The 18,705-nt window shown below is 56.0% G+C and carries 21 protein-coding genes and 1 pseudogene; 11 read left to right on the top strand and 11 right to left on the bottom strand.

Annotated features, from left to right (window positions below; translation table 11 throughout):
• Positions 1–44: 44 nt before the first annotated feature.
• The 7 genes from atpH to SIB64_RS15690 all read right to left on the bottom strand — a co-directional run bounded on the left by atpH (position 45) and on the right by SIB64_RS15690 (position 4,361).
• The gene (gene atpH, locus SIB64_RS15720) at positions 45–593 is read right to left on the bottom strand and encodes an ATP synthase F1 subunit delta (protein WP_413441113.1); all 549 of its coding nucleotides are present in this window, start codon (positions 591–593) and stop codon (positions 45–47) included.
• Complete coding sequence (locus SIB64_RS15715; protein WP_413441112.1) at positions 593–1,108, bottom strand: F0F1 ATP synthase subunit B; 516 nt, start codon at positions 1,106–1,108, stop codon at positions 593–595. The genes atpH and SIB64_RS15715 overlap by 1 nt, the downstream gene beginning before the upstream one ends.
• Positions 1,108–1,572, bottom strand: coding sequence for a F0F1 ATP synthase subunit B' (locus SIB64_RS15710; RefSeq protein ID WP_413441111.1), 465 nt, complete (start codon positions 1,570–1,572; stop codon positions 1,108–1,110). Before SIB64_RS15710 ends, SIB64_RS15715 begins: the two co-directional genes overlap by 1 nt.
• A 71-nt stretch (positions 1,573–1,643) precedes the next feature.
• Positions 1,644–1,892 carry an ATP synthase F0 subunit C gene (gene atpE, locus SIB64_RS15705; RefSeq protein ID WP_006851467.1) on the bottom strand — a complete coding sequence of 83 codons (249 nt, stop codon included), beginning with the start codon at positions 1,890–1,892 and terminating at the stop codon, positions 1,644–1,646.
• A gap of 167 nt (positions 1,893–2,059) precedes the next feature.
• Positions 2,060–2,785, bottom strand: coding sequence for a F0F1 ATP synthase subunit A (gene atpB, locus SIB64_RS15700; protein ID WP_413441110.1), 726 nt, complete (start codon positions 2,783–2,785; stop codon positions 2,060–2,062).
• A 24-nt stretch (positions 2,786–2,809) separates the two neighbouring features.
• Complete coding sequence (locus SIB64_RS15695; protein WP_413441109.1) at positions 2,810–3,145, bottom strand: hypothetical protein; 336 nt, start codon at positions 3,143–3,145, stop codon at positions 2,810–2,812.
• Positions 3,146–3,191: 46 nt separating this feature from the next.
• A complete protein-coding gene (locus SIB64_RS15690; protein WP_413441108.1) occupies positions 3,192–4,361 on the bottom strand; it encodes a class I SAM-dependent methyltransferase in 1,170 nt (389 codons plus the stop codon).
• A gap of 155 nt (positions 4,362–4,516) precedes the next feature.
• Here SIB64_RS15690 and SIB64_RS15685 point away from each other — a divergent pair.
• The 5 genes and pseudogenes from SIB64_RS15685 to SIB64_RS15665 all read left to right on the top strand — a co-directional run.
• Positions 4,517–7,309: pseudogene (locus tag SIB64_RS15685) on the top strand (phycobilisome rod-core linker polypeptide); the annotation flags it as partial.
• Between the two features lie 39 nt (positions 7,310–7,348).
• Positions 7,349–8,095, top strand: coding sequence for a phycobilisome rod-core linker polypeptide (locus SIB64_RS15680; RefSeq protein ID WP_413443073.1), 747 nt, complete (start codon positions 7,349–7,351; stop codon positions 8,093–8,095).
• Between the two features lie 411 nt (positions 8,096–8,506).
• Entirely contained in the window at positions 8,507–8,992 is a 486-nt protein-coding gene (locus SIB64_RS15675) for an allophycocyanin (RefSeq protein WP_413441107.1), read from the top strand.
• 42 nt (positions 8,993–9,034) lie between these two features.
• The gene (apcB, locus tag SIB64_RS15670; protein WP_413441106.1) at positions 9,035–9,523 is read left to right on the top strand and encodes an allophycocyanin subunit beta; all 489 of its coding nucleotides are present in this window, start codon (positions 9,035–9,037) and stop codon (positions 9,521–9,523) included.
• Between the two features lie 5 nt (positions 9,524–9,528).
• Positions 9,529–9,729 carry a phycobilisome linker polypeptide gene (locus SIB64_RS15665; protein ID WP_413441105.1) on the top strand — a complete coding sequence of 67 codons (201 nt, stop codon included), beginning with the start codon at positions 9,529–9,531 and terminating at the stop codon, positions 9,727–9,729.
• A 66-nt stretch (positions 9,730–9,795) separates the two neighbouring features.
• On the opposite strand, the gene SIB64_RS15660 is transcribed toward SIB64_RS15665, so the two are convergent.
• Positions 9,796–10,617, bottom strand: coding sequence for a TlyA family RNA methyltransferase (locus tag SIB64_RS15660; protein ID WP_413443072.1), 822 nt, complete (start codon positions 10,615–10,617; stop codon positions 9,796–9,798).
• Positions 10,618–10,714: 97 nt separating this feature from the next.
• Here SIB64_RS15660 and SIB64_RS15655 point away from each other — a divergent pair, with 97 nt between their 5' ends.
• The 4 genes from SIB64_RS15655 (at position 10,715) to SIB64_RS15640 (ending at position 14,276) form a co-directional block, all read left to right on the top strand.
• The gene (locus SIB64_RS15655; protein ID WP_413441104.1) at positions 10,715–10,915 is read left to right on the top strand and encodes a hypothetical protein; all 201 of its coding nucleotides are present in this window, start codon (positions 10,715–10,717) and stop codon (positions 10,913–10,915) included.
• Between the two features lie 171 nt (positions 10,916–11,086).
• Positions 11,087–12,244: an FtsW/RodA/SpoVE family cell cycle protein gene (locus tag SIB64_RS15650; RefSeq protein ID WP_413441103.1), complete on the top strand. Its 1,158-nt coding sequence runs from the start codon at positions 11,087–11,089 to the stop codon at positions 12,242–12,244.
• Positions 12,245–12,270: 26 nt separating this feature from the next.
• On the top strand, positions 12,271–12,984 hold the full coding sequence (locus SIB64_RS15645) for a cytochrome c biogenesis CcdA family protein (protein WP_413443071.1): 714 nt from the start codon (positions 12,271–12,273) through the stop codon (positions 12,982–12,984).
• A gap of 5 nt (positions 12,985–12,989) precedes the next feature.
• Entirely contained in the window at positions 12,990–14,276 is a 1,287-nt protein-coding gene (locus SIB64_RS15640; RefSeq protein WP_413443070.1) for a cytochrome c biogenesis protein ResB, read from the top strand.
• On the opposite strand, the gene queF is transcribed toward SIB64_RS15640, so the two are convergent.
• A complete protein-coding gene (queF, locus tag SIB64_RS15635; protein WP_413441102.1) occupies positions 14,264–14,677 on the bottom strand; it encodes a preQ(1) synthase in 414 nt (137 codons plus the stop codon). The genes SIB64_RS15640 and queF overlap by 13 nt on opposite strands.
• 117 nt (positions 14,678–14,794) lie before the next feature.
• Between queF and SIB64_RS15630 the strand changes: the two genes are divergently transcribed.
• Entirely contained in the window at positions 14,795–15,133 is a 339-nt protein-coding gene (locus tag SIB64_RS15630; protein ID WP_413443069.1) for a P-II family nitrogen regulator, read from the top strand.
• A gap of 10 nt (positions 15,134–15,143) precedes the next feature.
• On the opposite strand, the gene SIB64_RS15625 is transcribed toward SIB64_RS15630, so the two are convergent.
• Positions 15,144–16,046, bottom strand: coding sequence for an N-acetylmuramoyl-L-alanine amidase (locus SIB64_RS15625; protein WP_413441101.1), 903 nt, complete (start codon positions 16,044–16,046; stop codon positions 15,144–15,146).
• Between the two features lie 175 nt (positions 16,047–16,221).
• On the opposite strand from SIB64_RS15625, the gene purB reads away from it, so the two are divergent.
• Positions 16,222–17,517, top strand: a complete 1,296-nt coding sequence (gene purB / locus SIB64_RS15620) for an adenylosuccinate lyase (protein ID WP_413443068.1) — start codon at positions 16,222–16,224, stop codon at positions 17,515–17,517.
• A 9-nt stretch (positions 17,518–17,526) separates the two neighbouring features.
• Here purB and SIB64_RS15615 read toward each other — a convergent pair whose 3' ends face one another.
• The gene (locus tag SIB64_RS15615; protein ID WP_413441100.1) at positions 17,527–18,633 is read right to left on the bottom strand and encodes an SLBB domain-containing protein; all 1,107 of its coding nucleotides are present in this window, start codon (positions 18,631–18,633) and stop codon (positions 17,527–17,529) included.
• Positions 18,634–18,705 lie beyond the last annotated feature (72 nt).

Below are 18,705 nucleotides of genomic sequence, written 5' to 3'. Positions count from 1 at the left end.
GGGGAAAATTGGAGGGAGGTGCGTGAAAGATGGAGGAAGTGGGCTCAGCTCGCCTTGGCGAGCGCCAGACCGAGGCGGCGCACCTGCCCTGAGAGGCTGGCGTCGATCACCTGGGATCCCAGACTCACGACGAAACCGCCGATCAGAGCTGGATCCACACTGAGGTCGATATCGACCTTGTCGGTGCCGGCCATAGCCTGCACCTTGCTGGACAGAGCGGCCTGCTGTTCTGGAGTGAGGGGCTGAGCGGAACGAACCTGAGCAAGGGTGATGCCCTGTTGTTCCCTGTAGAGCTCGAGAAAACGTTCCATCACAGCGTCAAAGGCCTGAAGCCTTTGCCGGTCAGCCAAAACCTTGAGGAGATTCATCAAGGAGGGTGTGACCTTATCGGTGAGAAGAGATTCCAGAGCTTTCTTTTTGGACGAGGGTTCCAGGACCGGAGACACCATGGCATCCCTGAAATCAGCGGAACCGCTCCAAATGTCCAGGAGCTCTTTGCATTGATCGGCGACGACCTTCGACTCGTTGCGGGCTTCAGTCACCTGAAGCAACGCTTCGGCGTACGGCGTGGCAAGGGAATTGAGAAGAGGCATCAGGCGTCCCTCAGATTGGCGATGGAGGCGTCAAGAAGCTTCGATTGCGCTTGCGTATCGAGCCTTCCAGGAAGGTCGCTCAGTGCCTTGGCGATAGCGGCTGTCGCTGCATCTCTGCGCAGAGCATCTCGAATACGACTGGCCTCAGCGTCTGCATCCGCCGACGCGCCCTGTTTGATCGAAGCCATCACGGAGATGGTTTTCTTCTCCCCATCAGCTCGAATGGCTTCGGCCCGTGACTTGCCGTCCTTGCGGATGCGATCAGCTTTCTTCTGAGCATCAGCAAGCTCGGACTGAGCATGGCTCAGGGCTTCTGATGCCTTCGTCAGACGAGCTTCTGCATCCTCAAGATCCTGGAGAATTGCAGTGCGACGGCGTTCGAGAATGCCGCCCAGAAAACCTCTCAGGAACCAGACAAGAACGCCAATGACGATTGCCAGGTTGACCAGATTGGTCTGAAGAGGGTTGAAGTTAAGTCCGAAACTTTCGGACGCCAGCAGAGGAAAAAAGGTCATCACGCGGCAAGCAATCGGTTGATGATCTGATTGCTGAGCTGGTCAACCTGCGCATCGAGCTGGGTCCGAGCGTTTTCACGCTCAGCCTCGATTTCGCGTCGGGACTGCTCCTTTGTTCGGTTTGCTTCCGATTCAGCTTGAGCAATCGCTTCGCGATAAAGACGATCAACTTCCTGTTCCGCATCGACGATCGCTGCCTGGGCAGCTTGTCTTGCGTCTTTCAGTTGCTCAGCAAGATCTGCTTCCAGACGCTCGATCTGAGCAAGCTTCTGCTTGGCGTCAGCGCGACTGGTGGAGATATAACCCTCGCGTTCTTCTACGACCTTGCCGACTGGACGGAAGAAGAGGACATTGAGCAGGAAGGTGAGGAGAACCACCTGAACCGCCATCAGCGGCAGGGTGGCATCGAGGTCGAAGAGACCTCCCTCCGGAACACCTGCTTCAGCAAGCAGAAGCCAGGTCATGGAACGATGCGCTGGAAAGGAATCGGGTCGTGGGTGTCAACGGGATGGGGAAAGCCCCCATCCCGTTGAGATCAGCCGGCGAAGGGGTTGGCGAACAGAAGCACCAGAGCCACCACCAGGCCATAGATGGTGAGCGATTCCATGAAGGCCAGGGAAAGCAGCAGAGTTCCGCGGATCTTGCCTTCGGCTTCGGGCTGACGGGCGATGCCCTCAACAGCGCCGCCGGATGCGGTGCCCTGACCGATACCAGGGCCGATAGCAGCCAGACCGACAGCCAGGCCAGCGGCCACGACAGAAGCGGCGGAGGTAATGGAATCCATGTTTGGTGGGTTTAGGGGAAGCGCTGAGGAGCGCTGAACTGAATGGGCTGGGGATCGGTTCCCCCCGCGCTGGGACACTTTTTAGAAGTGGGCCCGATCAAACGTCGGACCTGCGCGCGGATGTGTATAGCAGATCGCCCGTTTTAGCGAAAGCAAATCGGGCGACTTTAATGAGCCTCGTGGAGACCCTCTCCGATGTAAAACGCTGCAAGCGTTGCAAAAATCAGAGCCTGAATAGCACTGGTGAAAAGGCCCAGCAACATCACAGGAAGGGGCACAATCAAAGGCACAAGGTAAACGAGAACTCCAACGGCAAGTTCATCGGCCAGGATGTTTCCGAAAAGACGGAAAGAGAGTGAAAGAGGTTTCGTGAATTCCTCGATAATTTTGAACGGGAGCATGATCGGAGTGGGCTCCACGTACAACTCGAAGAAGCGAAGACCTTTACGGCTAAGTCCTGCATAGAAATAGGCAAGAGACACCAACAAGGCCATGGCAACGGTCGTGTTGATATCGGCCGTTGGAGCGCCCAGCTCACCCTCTGGAAGTTCAACAATCTTCCAGGGGATCAGGGCGCCTCCCCAGTTGCTCACGAAAATGAACAGGAACAACGTGCCGATGAACGGCAGCCAATCGCGGTAGTACTTCTCGCCGATCTGATCGCGGGCAAGATCGCGAATGAAATCCCAGAGGAACTCAAGCAGGTTCTGCAGACCAATCGGGTCGCGCTTCATGCCGCGGGTACCGACGAGAACCAGCGCCAGCAGGATTCCGATCAGAATCCACGAGCTGAGAAAGACCTGGCCATGCAGGTACAGATCACCGATCTGCCAATACAGGTGATGGCCCACTTCCAGTTCAGCGAACGGAAGTGAGAAGGGCAGCAAAGCCATGGGTGCAGGGAGGAGTGCTCAGCTTCAGCTGTCAAAGACGTGCTGAAGAATCAGGGCGGGCTTGTAGAGAAGGAATCCCAGGAAGGCCGGCAGCAGATCGAGCTGGGGCAGCTTGGCCGCACCGACTACAAGCAAAGTCGGAACGATGAGCTGGAAACGCCCCAGTCCACGGGACTGGTCACTGAGCCGGGCCACGCTCCTGGCAAGCAGACGCACGTACAAAAGTCCGGCGCATGCACCCACGAGCACACTGCTCGCCACCGATAGGTTCATGGTGAGAGCCACGATTGGAACCGCGACAAGAGTCACCAGAACGGTGGCCAGCAGCAGACGGCGCTGAAGACGGTAGAAATCTTCCAAGCACTGCCTGAAATGGCGCGCGGAATCTATCACGCGTCTCTGGGACTCAGGGCACAAGTAGCAAGATCTGGCGTTGGACGAGATCGCGAATCAAGGCCACTGGAGCAAGTTCTCCCAGGGGCCTGTCTGGCTGTTCTTCGATGCTTCCAAGCAGGCTCTTCGCCTCCGAGCAAAGTGCGATCGGTTCCATGTCCCGCCCAAGAACCGGATCGGGCTCACCCCAGAGACAGGGCTGGCGAATCGCCCTGGCGCTCCTCAGCATGTCGTCGTGCCAGGTGCAAGGCTGGACAGAGCTTTGGGAAAGGAAGAACTCGAAATGACTGATGTCTGGGTCAAGTTGCTCCACCAATGACCACTGCTCTTGAGGCGACAGGTCGTTGGCTCTATCGAGAAGTTCACCCTTTAGCAGTCGAGCTGGATCCCAGATCTGAGGATTCGAGAAACCGGCGAACTGCAATCCAACTGAATCGATGAAGGCGAATAAGCGATCGAGTGTGTAGCTCGTTTCCTGTGGATGCAGATACATGTCCGCAAAATTGGCATCAGCAGCGCAGTCAACCGCCCAGCGTTGTTCGTGATCCTTCCGCAGGCGATTTGTTTCAGGCAGAGATGCGAGCAGATCACGGCCAAGTTTCAGGCCATCGGACCCCGATCCGGCATGCAGCAATGAGAGAGCTCTTTGTGTGCGGTGGATTTCCCAGCGACCGGCATCCGCATAAAGGAACAAATGGAGCAGCCCATCCGGTGCCATCAGATCCGCCAGAGCGCGAAGACCCGCTTCCGGTTGATCGAGGTGATGCAGAACACCAACTGAATTGATGTAATCAAAAGATCCTTCATTCTTCAAATCCAGCAGGCTCCGCTGCTCTTGTCGCAAGGAAGCGACGTGGTCTGCTGCCCCTGAGCGCTGAAGCCGTTCACGGGCGAGGGCCAGTGCTCCCTCGCTGATATCGATCGCAAGAACGTCCGCGCCTGGATTCAGGTGGCAGAGGTAGTCCGTGCTCACACCCGTACCGCAGCCCGCGTCAAGAATGCGAGGCGTCTTTTTGCGCAGCTTTAGATCGCCATGCACAGCGGCCACAACGCTCGATAGGCACCAGCGCCAGTTGTATCCCGGAGGTGGACCATCCTGGAGAGGGTCACCTGGATATGGGAACCGGTCGTAAAAAGCACTGACAACCGGTGTAGCGGCATCACTGAGTCGATTGGCAGCCATCGAAACGAGATCCCATCCCTATGAGCTTTATGAGCTTTTCACGGCTCATGCGCGCTGGATCGATCCCCAAGGAGAGCCTGCAAACATTTGTTCATGGCAGTCGAGAGCAAACGCCTGGCAGCCGTAACGTGGCGCGATCCGGCTTGCTTTCGTCAATGACAGTGACCGCTAGCAGCGGCAGCCCGCGGGTTTCCCCTCAGCTGTACGACACCCTGCCGCTCTCCAGCGTTCGTCAGGCCGAGCAGCAGGATCGCTTCCCCGATGGTTGCGAGCTGGACACTCTGGTGACCTTTTTCCGGAGCGGTCAGGATCGGGTCGAGGCGTCTCGAATCATTGCGGCCAATGCTGAATCGATTGTTGCCAGAGCTGCCAATCGGATTTTTGCTGGCGGCACACCCCTTTCGTTTCTGGACGCTCCACTGAGTACAGGCGAAACCGGCAGAGCAGGCTTTGGAGAGGCAGTGGCTCCGCTAGCAGCCGATCAAGCTGCTTTTGAACAATCCGTTCGCACCTTCACCGGTGAAAGCGCAGCACCCAAGCGGGGCAATTTCTTTACTCGTTTGTTTGATCTCGGAGGTGGGGATGCCGATGTCCGAATCATTATTCCCACAGGGTTCACCCCAATCAGCATTGCCCGTTACGGCCCTGCGTTCATGCGCAAATCAGTCCGTGACATGGGCTGGTTCCTGCGCTACGTGGGCTACGCAATCGTGGCGGGAGACCCAAGCATCCTCGAGGTCAACACCCGAGGCCTACGCGACCTACTCCTCGAAAACTGCTCACTTTCAGCGACAAATTTAGCTCTGCAGGAAATGCGAGCTGCCTCCGCTGATCTGTTTAAGGACCGGCCGGATGCGCGCCAACTGGCGATTGATTGTTTCAATGTGCTGCTCAAAGAGCTAGCCGTTTCGACACCCAGCACGAAGCAGCGCCTCGGCAGCAGTGTGCAGCAGGGCCTCCAATTGCCTGCCATCTACGCCCTTGCCTCCGAGCGTCCACAGCGCTTTGAGATGCGTCCCGGACTGTCGGGAGCAGAGAAAGCCGAGATCATCAGAGCTGCTTACCGACAGGTCTTCGAGCGGGACATCGCCAAGGGCTACTCGCAGGTTCCGTGCCCGTCGGAAGCCAGCCAGGTGGTACGGGGTCAGCTTTCCATGCGCGAATTCATCCGCGCCCTCGGCTGCAGCAAGGAATACCGACGCCAGTTCCATGACGGCTTCGTCAATAGCCGCGTGGTGGAGCTGGCCTACCGCCATTTTCTCGGCCGTGGTGTCAGCTCCCTTGAGGAATTCCGTCGCTCTTTTTCAATTCTCAGCGATCAGGGCCTTTATGGATTGATCGATGTACTGGTGAACTCTGATGAGTATGCCCAGGTGTTTGGGGAGGAAACGGTCCCCTATCTAAGGGATCTAGGGGAAGAAGCTCAGGAGAGCGCGGGCTGGGGATCCAATCGAAAACTCTTTAACTTCAGTGCACCTTTTGAAGGAGCACCTCAGTACGTCACCCTCTATGCCTCCTACCGGCTGCCTTTCCCTGACCAACATGTCTATGGAGGGGGGAATGATCCTGTTGCCAACCAATACGGTGCAATTTTCCCTAGCGGAACAGCCTCAGTCGCCACACGCCCAGCCCCTTACGGCTATGACAGCAGAAGACTGCTGGTCAGCAATGGTTTGGCTAGCCCAGGTCAGATCGACAGTCGGTCCTGGCGCAGCAGCAAGCCCCGCATGGTTGGGCCGAGGGTGGTCCGTCTTCAACAGATCGCCACAGGTGGCACAGTGCGCCCAAGAAGCACGGGCCTGCCAAGTACACGACAAACGGAATCCAGCACCCAGTCCGTTATCAACGCTGTCTACACGCAGGTTCTGGGGAACTCAGGCTATGCAGGAGAACGACTGAGTTCAGACGAGGCTCGTCTTGAAAATGGCGACATCTCACTCCGTGATTTTGTCCGTTGCGTTGCACGTTCAGATGCGTTCCGTAAGCGGTATTGGAGTGGCCTTTACATCGTCAAAGCGATCGAGGTTATGCACCGCCGACTGCTGGGTCGCCCAACATTTGGTCGCTGGGAAATCGACGCCTTATTTGATACGGCAGCACGCAAGGGCTTTTACGGGGTTGTTGATTCCCTGATTAACAGCCAGGACTATTCCGATTGCTTCGGTGAAGACACCGTTCCCTATGAGCGGTTCATCACGCCTGGAGATTTGAACAGTCGCCGGGCACCCGGCTGGGGTGAGCCCCTCAATCTGTCTGCGATCGTCGAGTCGACGCCGGTCAGTCGTCCTGAGAGTGAGACCAGTACTTCTCTGCGGACCAGTGGAGATCTCACGCCGAGGAACCTCCGATCAGGATCCAGGATTAGCTGGACCCTGGCATCAGGGGCCGGTGCGTCCGACCCGGTTGAACAAGCCCTTGAGCTTGTCAAACCCAGCAAGGACGAAACTTCGCCCAAACGTCCCTTCTGGTCTACGAAACTCAGCTTCAAAGGAGCTGCGGCACCGGAGGTGCCGGGTGAACGCCTTTCGCGCGCTCTAAAGAGTCAGGATCCGGCAGGATTCGCGAGCAGGATCGGGCGCCCCTCCTTCATTGAACTCAAGCCTTCCTTCAGTGAAGACGAGTTGGCGTCAGTCATCGACGAGACCTATCGTCAACTCCTCAACCGCATCCCTCTGACGGATGAGCGGCTCGACACAGCTGAATCGCAATTGAGAAATCAGGACATCAACCTGGCTCAATTCATTGAGGCAGTGGCATTGAGCGAGGTTTTCCAGAATCGCCTGTCGCGTCTCGCACCACTTCGCGCAGCATCTTCAGCAACCTTGGCCTTGCTCGGGCGAGCAGCGACAACATCAGAAATCAGCTCATTCCTCAAGGATCGTGCCGAGAAAGGCCAACCGCAGGCCATCAGCAATCTCATGGCCCGGCGTGACCCGGCCGACGACAATCGCTTGCTGCAGATTCAATTCACATCTGCAGAGGGCAACATGCCCTTCTCCAGCTTTCGACGCGAAATATCAGACAGCATTCCAGCTCCGATCGCCCTGGCGACAGGCCCTCAACTTGATCCCTTGATTCAGGATCGTTCCACCCCTATATCAACCAGTTGGAGCACGTTCCGGGGTTCCATTGCGCAGTTCAAAACTGGGAGCCCAGCCGATGCAGCCAATCCCAATGACAGGCTCAAGCGTGCCTTGCAGAGTCAGGACGCCTCTGGCTTCTCACGTCGCAATGGTCTTCCGACGGCCCTCGTCCTGACGGCTCCATTTTCGGACGAGGCTTTGATGGTCTCCATTGACGCCACCTATCGCCAGCTTCTGAATCGCATCCCGCTCGATAATGAACGGCTGGTGAGCGCTGAAGCCAAGCTCCGAAATCAGGACATCGATCTGGCTGGTTTTGTAGCCTCCGTTGCAATGAGCAATCTCTTCCAGGACCGTCTGTCGTCGATGGCTCCTTTGAGAGCAGCGTCTGCTGCGGGTCTGGCGCTTCTCGGTCGTGCCGCAAGCTCCGCTGAAGTTGCCAATTTCCTGAGAGATCGAGCCGAAAACGGGCAGCCACATGCTGTTCAAAACATGCTCGATCTCCGCGACGTCACCTCCTCCGACGATGATGTGCCTCGCATCAAGGGGTTGCAAACATCCTCTGGGCAGTTCCAAGACACCGTGACGCGCACAGCATCCCTGTACAGGGGCAATGCAGGCCTCAATCCACCTACAGATCAGCCTATTTGATATAAAAAAACATACGGCAATCCTCATTCGTTGTTAACAACAACACCCCCTGGCAGTCTGCGGATCTGTCAAGGGGTTTTTTAGTACATCCCATGAACCACCATGCACTCGGACACATTGGGGCGCAGGAGGTTTCGGCGAGGAAAGAAGGCGATGAAGAACTGTTACCCCCGGATCAGTTTCATCATCAAGATGGCGCAGAATGCCATCGCTGACGTCTTGCTCAGCAGGGACGAAACTTGCACAAGGAGCTTCGCAACGATCTTGTTGAACGTTGTGAACACCTCCGGCCCGCTCACTTCGCTCCAGGCTCTCAGCCCTTAGTCTGAGAAACGATCCTCACCGGATCACCACCTTATTCACCGGATATCGGTCTCCTACGGGCGGCCGCTTGTTTCGAGGCAGAACTGCATGAGCATCGTCTCCAACTCGATCATCAACGCGGACGCCGAAGCCCGCTACCTCAGCCCTGGCGAACTCGACCAGATCAAGGCCTTCGTGACTGGCGGTCAACGCCGTCTTCGTGTGGCCCAGGTCTTGAGCGAGAGCCGCGAGCGCATCGTTAAACAGGCTGGAGGCCAGCTGTTTCAGAAGCGACCAGATGTCATTTCTCCCGGGGGCAATGCCTACGGGCAAGAAATGACAGCCACGTGCCTTCGCGACATGGATTACTACCTGCGCCTAGTCACCTATGGAATCGTCGCTGGCGACGTCACACCAATTGAGGAAATTGGTGTGATCGGCGCCAAGGAGCTCTATCGCTCCTTGGGCACTCCCCTTGAGGCCCTGGCCGAATCTGTTCGGGAGATGAAGGCCGTTGCCATGGGGCTTCTGACCGGCGCTGATGCCGACGAAGCTGGCTCCTACTTCGACTACGTGGTGGGCGCTCTGTCCTGATCCCCAACCCATTAATCGACTTCCCGCTCCACACACGGATCCATGCAAGACGCCATCACCAACGTCATCAATAAGTCTGATGTCCAGGGTCTTTACCTGGACACGGCCTCGATGACCAATCTCGAGTCGTACTTCGTCAGTGGTGAGCTGCGGGTACGCGCTGCAGCCACGATCAGCGCCAACGCATCCGCCATCATTCGTGATGCCGTTGCCAAGGCTCTGCTTTATTCGGATATCACTCGTCCGGGCGGCAACATGTACACGACTCGCCGTTATGCAGCCTGCATCCGCGATCTGGACTATTACCTCCGGTATTCCACATACGCCATGCTCGCCGGAGATACTTCCATTCTCGACGAGAGAGTGCTGAATGGTCTCAAGGAAACATACAACTCCCTTGGTGTTCCCATTGGCGCGACTGTCCAAGCCATCCAGGCGATGAAAGAGGTCACGGCCTCCCTGGTTGGAGCTGATGCTGGTAAGGAGATGGGCGTGTATTTCGACTACATCTGCTCTGGACTGGGTAACTGACTCCCATGCGGATGTTCAAAGTCACCGCCTGTATCCCTAGTCCTGAAAAGGTTCGGACACAGCGAGAATTGCAAAATACCTTCTTCACCAAGTGGGTTCCTTATGACAGCTGGTTCGCTGAGCAACAGCGTATTCAGAAACAAGGAGGTCGCATCATTAAGGTGGAATTGTGTACGGGGCGATTCCAAGTGAACGTTGGTAATTGATCAGATTTTTAGTTTGAATCTCTAAACCCAACCATTTTTGGTTGGGTTTTTTTATTGGAGATTGGATTAATTTTTCGGTGCTGATAAAAAGGTCTCAGCAATCAGTTTTGTGAGAATCGGTAATTGTGTGGTCGGTTGTCTTGTCGCAAGCCATAGAACGTATTCATGATTTCCAGCTGGTCCTGTGATTGGTGAAGCCACGATTCCCTGTGGGTACCAATCGAGTTCCGAAGCTGCTGCAAGAACGCTCTCAATCGCATCGAGGTGGGCCGTCTGGTCCCTAACCACACCTCCTTTGCCGACATGGCCTTTGCCGACTTCAAATTGAGGCTTGATCAGCACGAGGGCTTCGGGATCGTCGCCGGAAAGCAACCGTCTCAAGGCCGGCAAGATCAAGCGAAGAGAAATGAACGACACATCAGTGACAGCCAATGTCGGCCAGGGATCACCATCTTGGTAAAGAGACGATGCATCCAGATGGCGCAGGTTGGTGCGTTCACGCAAAACCAAGCGGTTGTCGGTTCTCAGGCTCCAGGCCGTCTGCCCATAGCCAACATCCACCCCGTAAACCCGACTGGCACCATGTTGGAGCAGACAATCAGTAAAACCACCGGTTGAGATTCCCCCATCAAGACACACGCGCTCTCTGACCTCGATTGAGAACGCTTCCAACCCAGCAAGAAGCTTGTATCCGCCTCTTGAAACAAAACGAGGGGGTTGTTCCACCTTCAACTCGCAATCAATGCGAACGTCCATCCCAGGCTTATCCAAGATTTCTCCACGGATGTCTCTGACCTTGCCCGCACGGATTAATTGTTGGGCCTGCTGGCGTGATGCAACCAGACCGAGCGTCAGGAGCTGAAGATCAAGTCTCTGTTTTGACGCCATTCCGCCATAAAAGCAGACCTGATCCCAAAGAAAACCCTTCATCCAGGGCTTCCAGCGAAATTCACCTAGAGGATCTTCCCACCCGTTTTTTCAGGTCGTGTCCGACCAGCTGCCAACCAAACCAAATGTGGTGCAGCTCTTGCGTCCAGGGAGCTTCGTCACTCTGGAGAACCAACCGTGTGATCTGCCTCCTTTTCAGGTGATTCAGTGTCGAGGTGGTCGGTGTTGGGTCCGCCAACAATCCTGGGGTCAATTTGTGCATTGGGAAGTGGAGCACGAGCGTCTTCGGGCTGCTTGAGCGTCGATTGACCCGGTTAGCAGATCTTCCAATCCCGTGTCACTGACTTGGCAAATGATGGCCGGCACGGCTCAATGGGATCACTCCGGCATGCGTTAAGAATTCTTGTCCTCAGCTTCCGTCACCCAACGCAGATCAGTCCGGGAACGGAGCAGAGAGCAGCCAGGCTTAATGCAACGGCTGCTCCCACTTCCTTGGCAGCTGTGGCCTGCTGAAGCCCGGTTGCTGGTCGGTCTCGCTGCTTTCTGGAGTGTGGCAGGCCTTGTGGTTCTCGGATCCGCTAGCTGGTGGGTCGCCCTGCGTGAGCTAGGTGATGGAGCCTTTTACATCAAGCGGCAGGCCATCTGGCTTGTTGCCAGTTGGAGCCTTCTGGGGCTCGCTATCAGCACAAGTCTCAGACGCTGGTTGCGATGGTGCGGACCAGCCTTGTGGGTCGGTTGCCTGATGATCGCCGCCACCCTCGTCATGGGAACAACAGTCAATGGAGCGAGTCGTTGGCTCGTGCTTGGCCCCCTTCAGATTCAGCCCTCGGAACTGGTCAAGCCATTCGTGGTGTTGCAAGCCGCAAATCTTTTTGCGCCTTGGAAACGCATCGGACTTGACGAAAAACTGCTTTGGCTCTGTAGCTTCGCTGGATTGCTGCTCCTGATCCTGAAGCAACCGAACTTGTCGACAGCAGCCTTAATGGGTCTCACCCTCTGGATGATGGCACTGGCCGCTGGCCTTCGCCTCAGAAGCCTTTTCGGCACCGCCATCGCGGGAACCGCTCTCGGGGTAACCAGCATTCTTTTGAACGAATATCAACGGTTGCGTGTGGTGTCGTTCCTGGATCCCTGGAAAGATCCCATGGGAGACGGCTATCAACTTGTCCAGAGTCTTCTAGCCATCGGCTCCGGTGGGATGGTCGGCCAGGGTTATGGACTATCTACGCAGAAGTTGCAGTACCTGCCGATTCAAAGCACGGATTTCATCTACGCAGTTTTTGCCGAGGAATTTGGATTTGTTGGCTCCCTGATGCTTCTGCTCTTCTTGATGCTTGTGGCTTGGGTGGGATTGCGTGTCGCTTTACGTTGCCGCAGCAATCAAGCCCGCCTAGTGGCGATCGGATGCTGCACGATTCTTGTTGGGCAATCGATTCTCAATATCGCCGTCGCGTCTGGCTCGATGCCAACAACAGGGTTACCGCTACCACTGATCAGCTATGGCGGTAATTCATTGATGTCAAGCCTGATCATCCTCGGACTCCTGATCCGTTGCTCGATGGAATCCACAGGGCTGATCGGAGGTCGTAACGCTGGACGTCACAGTTCCACCCAACGGGCTCGATAGGCTTGATCAGCCCCGCGTGACCCCCTCTGGATCTGCTGTTGCTATCCGACCTGGCGCAGCGCAGTGAACAACTGCTGGAATCCGCCCTGCTCAATCCAGGTCCACTCACGCTGGCCTTTGTTTTCACAGGCGGAGCTCTGACCAGTCTGGGTCCCTGCTCTCTTTCTCTATTGCCCGTGACGCTGGCCTATCTGGCAGGGTTTGAGGATGGGCGGCAACCCTGGCAACGGAGCCTCGCATTCTGCGGTGGGATTGTTGGAGCTCTGGTGCTGCTGGGTAGTCTCAGCGGTCTGCTTGGCAGGATCTACGGGCAGGTGCCTGCACTGATCCCCACGCTTGTGGCCATTCTCGCCGTGGTGATGGGTCTCAATCTGCTCGGGCTTTTGAGGCTGCCCCTTCCCAGTGGACCTGACCCTGAAGTCTGGCGAAAGCGAGTTCCAGCGTCCGTTGCTCCAGTCGCAGCAGGCCTGGCTTTCGGACTGGCGGCGTCCCCTTGTACGACTCCTGTTCTTGCTGTTCTGCTGGCCTGGATCGCCCAAAGCGGCCGTCCCCTCGTTGGCATGGCCCTCCTTACAAGTTTCGGCATCGGCCAGGTCCTTCCCCTATTGCTTGCGGGTACGTTTGCCGCAGCCGTTCCGAAACTGCTTGCTTTGCGACCGATTGGTCGATGGGTGCCTCCGATCAGCGGGGTGATCCTGTTGTCCAGTGGCTTGCTGACGCTCCTTGCCCGCTGGGCCTGATCGCGATGCGCAATCCCCTGAACCGTCTGGCTGCCTGGCTTTCAGATTTACGGCTGGCGATTGTGCTGTTGTTGCTGATCGCTCTCGCTAGCGCCATCGGCACGGCGATTCCTCAGGGTGATGCCCCAGGTCAGTACATCGAAGCCTATGCAGATGCCCGCTGGCTCGGTTTGTTGAACGGCCAACAGGTCCTTCTCCTTCAGCTGGATCATGTGTACTCGAGCAACTGGTTCCTGCTTCTTCTTTCCTGGCTGGGGATCTCGCTCATTCTTTGCAGCTGGCGGCGTCAATGGCCGGCGCTCCAGGCTGCACGCCTTTGGGTCGATTACGGCACACCTCGTCAACTCAGCAAACTGGCCATCGCTGAAAGCATCACCTGCAGTGATCCAGAAACCTGCCTTGATCGATTAAGTGTCGTCCTCAACAACCAAGGATGGCAACTCCGAAAAGCTGAAGGCCGTTTTGCTGCAAGAAAAGGAGTTTCCGGGCGGGTCGGTCCGTTACTCGTCCACACGGGATTGGTCCTATTGATGTTGGGGGCTGCTTGGGGAGCACTGGCAGGCAACCGACTGGAACGCTTCCTCGCCCCGGAGCGCAGTCTGGATCTGCTCAATCGAGAGGGAGAAAATCAGCTAAGCATCACCCTCACCGACTTCCGAATCGAACGGGATCCTGCAGGACGTCCTGAACAATTTCGCTCAACACTCAATCTCGTCGAGCCTGGCGGGGGCTTGGATCAGAATCGCGAAATCAGTGTGAATCACCCGCTGCGCCATCGTGGCATCACGATCTACCAAGCTGATTGGTCTCTGGCCGCACTCACCTTGAAGATTGGCCGCAGCCCAGAGCTTCAGCTTCCGCTCCGAACCTTCTCTGAACTCGGTGATCAGGTTTGGGGACTTGTACTTCCGACCCGTCCCGATGGGACACAGCCAGTTCTACTTAGCCTCGAAAGCGAGCAGGGGCCCGTCCAGGTGTTTGATGAGGACGGCACACGTCTGGCACTCTTGCGACCGGGCGGCGAGGCCGTCGTCGTCAAAGGTCTTCCCCTGCGGGTCGCGTCCGTCCTCCCTGCCAGCGGATTGCTGCTTAAACGTGATCCTGGGGTTCCATTGGTCTATCTAGGGTTTGCAGTGACCTTGATTGGAGGGGGGTTAAGCCTGGTGGCAACCCGTCAGCTTTGGGCGATTGCAACGAAGGAGCAGCTTCATGTTGGCGGAATATGCAACCGTAACCTCACAGCATTTGCGATGGAATTACCAACCCTCCTTCAGGCAGGTCAACACGGTTGACGTTCACCGTGGCTGACACGGACCACAGTATGAACATTGCCTCGTGGGTTGAAATCTGCTTCTAACTGCATCCAGATGGGCTCACAAGCTTCAACAAGATCATCCAAAATCCGATTTGTTACTTCTTCATGGGAAATTGAACGATCTCGATAACTATTGATATAAAGCTTGATCGCCTTTAATTCAACAACTTTTGGTCCGGGCTGATAAATCAGATTCAAAACCGCAAAATCTGGATAGCCCGAAAAGGGGCACTTGCAGGTGAATTCTGGCAATTTAATCGACACTTCATAAGGTCGCCCAGGCCTGGGGTTTTCGAAGCAAATCAATTCCGCATGCGAGATGGCCCTATCGCCATACAACGGTGTGCGTGTCGCTTGATCGGATGCAGATGCAGTCAAGGAGCAATAAGAGCCGCAGATCGAACGAACCTAGAAGGCCACTCACTTCACCATTCTGTAACAGGAAGTACGCGCTTCCGGTCTGGCCCAGTCATCCTGTTGGAAAAGCTTGGAGCCATGCGGAAAGTTGAGGCGATCATCCGTCCGTTCAAACTTGAAGATGTAAAGGTGGCTCTGGTCGAGGCCGGCATCATTGGGATGACAGTGACAGAGGTGAGAGGGTTTGGGCGTCAAAAAGGGCAGGTTGAGCGTTATCGAGGATCTGAATTCACGGTTGAGTTTTTACAGAAGCTCAAGATAGAGGTTGTTGTCGAAGACAACCTCGTCGAAGACGTTGTGACCGCTATCGGTGATGCCGCTCGCACCGGAGAGATCGGAGACGGCAAGATCTTTATTTCCCCAGTCGAGTCTGTTGTACGCATCCGCACGGGTGACCGTGACAGCTCGGCGCTCTGAGTCGGCCGCTTCAGCCTCCACGCCGTTCGCCAAGTTCCAATGGATCAAAGCGAACGGAAATTCCAAACTCTTCAGCAAATTCGACAACGCGGCACCAAGCCCGATCTCCCCCTTCTGATGGGCGCAGAATCCCGCGGAGAATGATCGGTGCTGTTCTGGTCTGCAGAGCAACGTCAATGAGTGGCCAACCGATTGATGCCTGCAGCGCATCATCACGAAAAGTCGGTGCCACATCCAAGGCACCGATAAGGATTCGTTTGCTTTCGGCATCCCAAACATGAGCGATTTCATACCGTTCGAGTAGATCCACCAACCGAGCCCATGAGCGTCCCTCTTGATCGATCTGGACAGCAAGATCTGACCCCTTGGCTTTGATTACAGTGAATCCTTGAAATGTCAATCTTTCCTCTACTGCTTGCTTTTCATCAGGATTCTCCAGGAATTCTCGAATCCAGTAACGCAACTGATCACCTCCGTCGATTGTTGAATTTTGCGCAAGCTGTAGGAGATCCCACCGTTCTCCACTGCCACCCCAGATCACCGGCCCGTAATTGTCATGCATGATCCGACCATCACGGTTCGAAGCAGCCTCCGCATGAGTCATCACTCTGTTGAGATTGATCTGCTCAGCTGACCACCCCCATTCACGGGCTACTGATGCAGCTTCAAAGCAAAGGCTTTTGAGTTGTGCATCTGTAGGAGGCACCGTCCAAGGATCTGGCATGCCACCCATACAGGCACATGAGAGCGCAATGCTGTTGCTGTTCCGTCGCCAAGTGTGGGCTGGCAGATCAACGTTGTAAGAATGAAAGCGATGGATAACACCATCACCGGAAATAATCGAGTGGTAATGACCGGGCCTAATCCAGTCGTATCCCGTTGCTGTCCAGTGCAGATAAATCGTTACTGCCATGGCCCTTTAAGGCTGCGTGGAGTTGATCGTCTCTGGCGCTCAGAAATGAACCGCTCCACTTTCAATCCCCATTATCCGACCCTGAATTCTTGTCAACAAGTCATTAGGCATCAGGACAAGAGAATCCAGACAGTTGACCTCATAGATTCACCAGGTTGTGAGACCGCGCAGCCCGTTGATCGAGCGCTACACCTTGCCCGAAATGGGTTCTATCTGGACAGATCAGGCGAAGTTCCAGAGTTGGCTGGATGTGGAGATTGCCGCCACTGAGGCCAATTGCAGGCTAGGACGCGTTCCTGAAGAAGCACTCACCACAATCCGAAGCAAGGCGTCCTTCTCCGTGGAACGGATTCTCGAGATCGAGGCCGAGGTTCGTCACGATGTGATTGCTTTTCTCACCAATGTGAACGAACACGTGGGGGATGCCGGGCGATTCATTCACGTGGGCATGACCAGCTCAGATGTACTGGATACGGGCCTGGCCCTTCAGCTGAAACGTTCTGTCGCTCTATTGCGGAGGGAACTTGATGCCTTGGCTGAGGCATTGCGAACCCTGGCTCGGAACCACAAAACGACTGCAATGATTGGGCGATCTCACGCCATTCATGGAGAACCAATCACTTTCGGTTTCAAGGTGGCGGGCTGGCTCGCTGAAACAGAGCGGAATCGCACGCGGCTTGAGCGCCTCGAGAACGATGTGGCAGTGGGGCAGATCAGCGGTGCGATGGGCACCTACGCGAACACGGATCCGGAGGTTGAGCGAATCACATGTGAAATTCTTGGTCTTATCCCCGATACAGCCAGCACCCAGGTGATCTCACGGGACCGGCATGCCGACTACGTGCAAACCCTTGCTCTCGTGGGTGCTTCGCTTGAACGTTTTTCCACGGAAATCCGCAATCTTCAGAGAACGGATGTGTTGGAAGTGGAGGAAAACTTCGCCAAAGGACAGAAAGGGAGTTCGGCGATGCCCCACAAGCGAAATCCGATCCGCAGTGAACGCATCGGTGGCCTTGCGAGGGTGTTGCGTAGCTACACCATCGCTGCATTGGAAAATGTGGCGCTTTGGCACGAGAGGGACATCAGCCACAGCTCCAACGAGCGCATGATGTTGCCTGATGTGTCGGGGACCCTGCACTTCATGTTGAGGGAGATGACCGCCGTTGTTGAAGGGCTCGGGGTCTATCCAGACAACATGCGACGCAACATGAATGTGTATGGCGGTGTTGTGTTCAGCCAACGCGTTTTGCTTGCGCTCGTCGCGAATGGGATCTCCCGCGAGGACGCCTACCAAATAGTTCAGCGCAACGCTCACACAGCTTGGAACGTTGAGGGGGGGGACTTCCGCCGCAACCTCGAAGCAGACTCCGATGTCACCTGCCGATTGTCCGATCAGGACATCGCTGCATGTTTCAGCACCGAACTGCACCAGGCCAATCTCGGCGTGATCTGGGAGCGACTTGGAATCTGAAGCAGATGATCAAAGTCCCATGAGTTCGCTGACTGGTAGCCCCAACAGCCTGAAGATTGAGCTCACTCTGACCAGTGGGCTCAACGGTTTCAATGCATCTTCGAGAGCATCGGTCACCCGCGCAAGTTGATTGCGGTTGATCACCAGAACATCTCCTTGCCGCAGAGGGGGATTGGTGGGACTGCTGAGAATGGCCTTCGGGTTGAACCCCATTGTCTTCACCATTGGCTTGCCTTCTCCATCCACTCTGATTAGATCGACGGTGTTATCACTGCCTCGCCGCGTGATACCTCCCGACGCGAGAATGGCCCGTGACAGCGGAGCGTTTGAGGGGACGGAGACAACGCCCGGCTTGCGAACCTCGCCGATCACATTCACCTTGATCGTTGCTGGAGCGAAGTTGGATGCTGCCGTCGTAATCATGTCGGCATTGCCCAGGGACTCGGCCTGGTAAACCGTCACACTGTCACCGTCGTAGATCAGAGGAGTCGGTGCCTGCCCGCCATCGCGAAGGACAGTCAGGAAGTCGTAAGTGGTGCTCGTCGGTTCGCCTCCTTGAACGGCAGACGGCCGGGTCACCTCAAGTCGAGATAGATCTCCAGTTGCCGCGATACCACCTGCTTTTTGAATGACATCGACCAACGTTGGCCAACCCTGTTCTTTGGATGCCGCTAACGAGAAGACCCCTGGACGCTCAACATGACCAGTCACGGTCACCTTGATCGGACGAGGATTAACAAGATCGAGGTACACCAACGGGCTCCGAAGAATGCGGGCATACCCATCAGTGATCACCTGTTTGGCTTCTTCTAGCGTCAGGCCCCAAACAGGAACGGTGCCGAGGCGGGGCAAGTTGATCGTTCCATCACTCAACACCTGGACCGAGGCTTCATAGCCATCCATTTTGAACACCTTCATGGAGAGCTTGTCCCCAGGACCCAACCGGTAGCGATAGGCGCCATTGGGGCCGGCCGTTCCGTTCACCGCCGCCATGCCGGGCACCACATCAACGGGACGGCCATGCATTGGCGCATCGAACGGCAGACAAACCATGCCGACCACCAACATGGGCGCGACGCGCCGAATCGCAGCACCTGAGCATTGAGGGAAAGGCATGGGCGAGGTTTGGAACAGCGAAAAAATGCGGAGCTGGGCTTTAATCTTCCCTCACATTGAGACGGAACGGGA

Origin of the sequence: Synechococcus sp. MIT S1220, assembly GCF_047303025.1 — a bacterium.
Classification (GTDB): domain Bacteria; phylum Cyanobacteriota; class Cyanobacteriia; order PCC-6307; family Cyanobiaceae; genus Parasynechococcus.
This window is presented reverse-complemented; position numbering and strand designations above follow the sequence as displayed.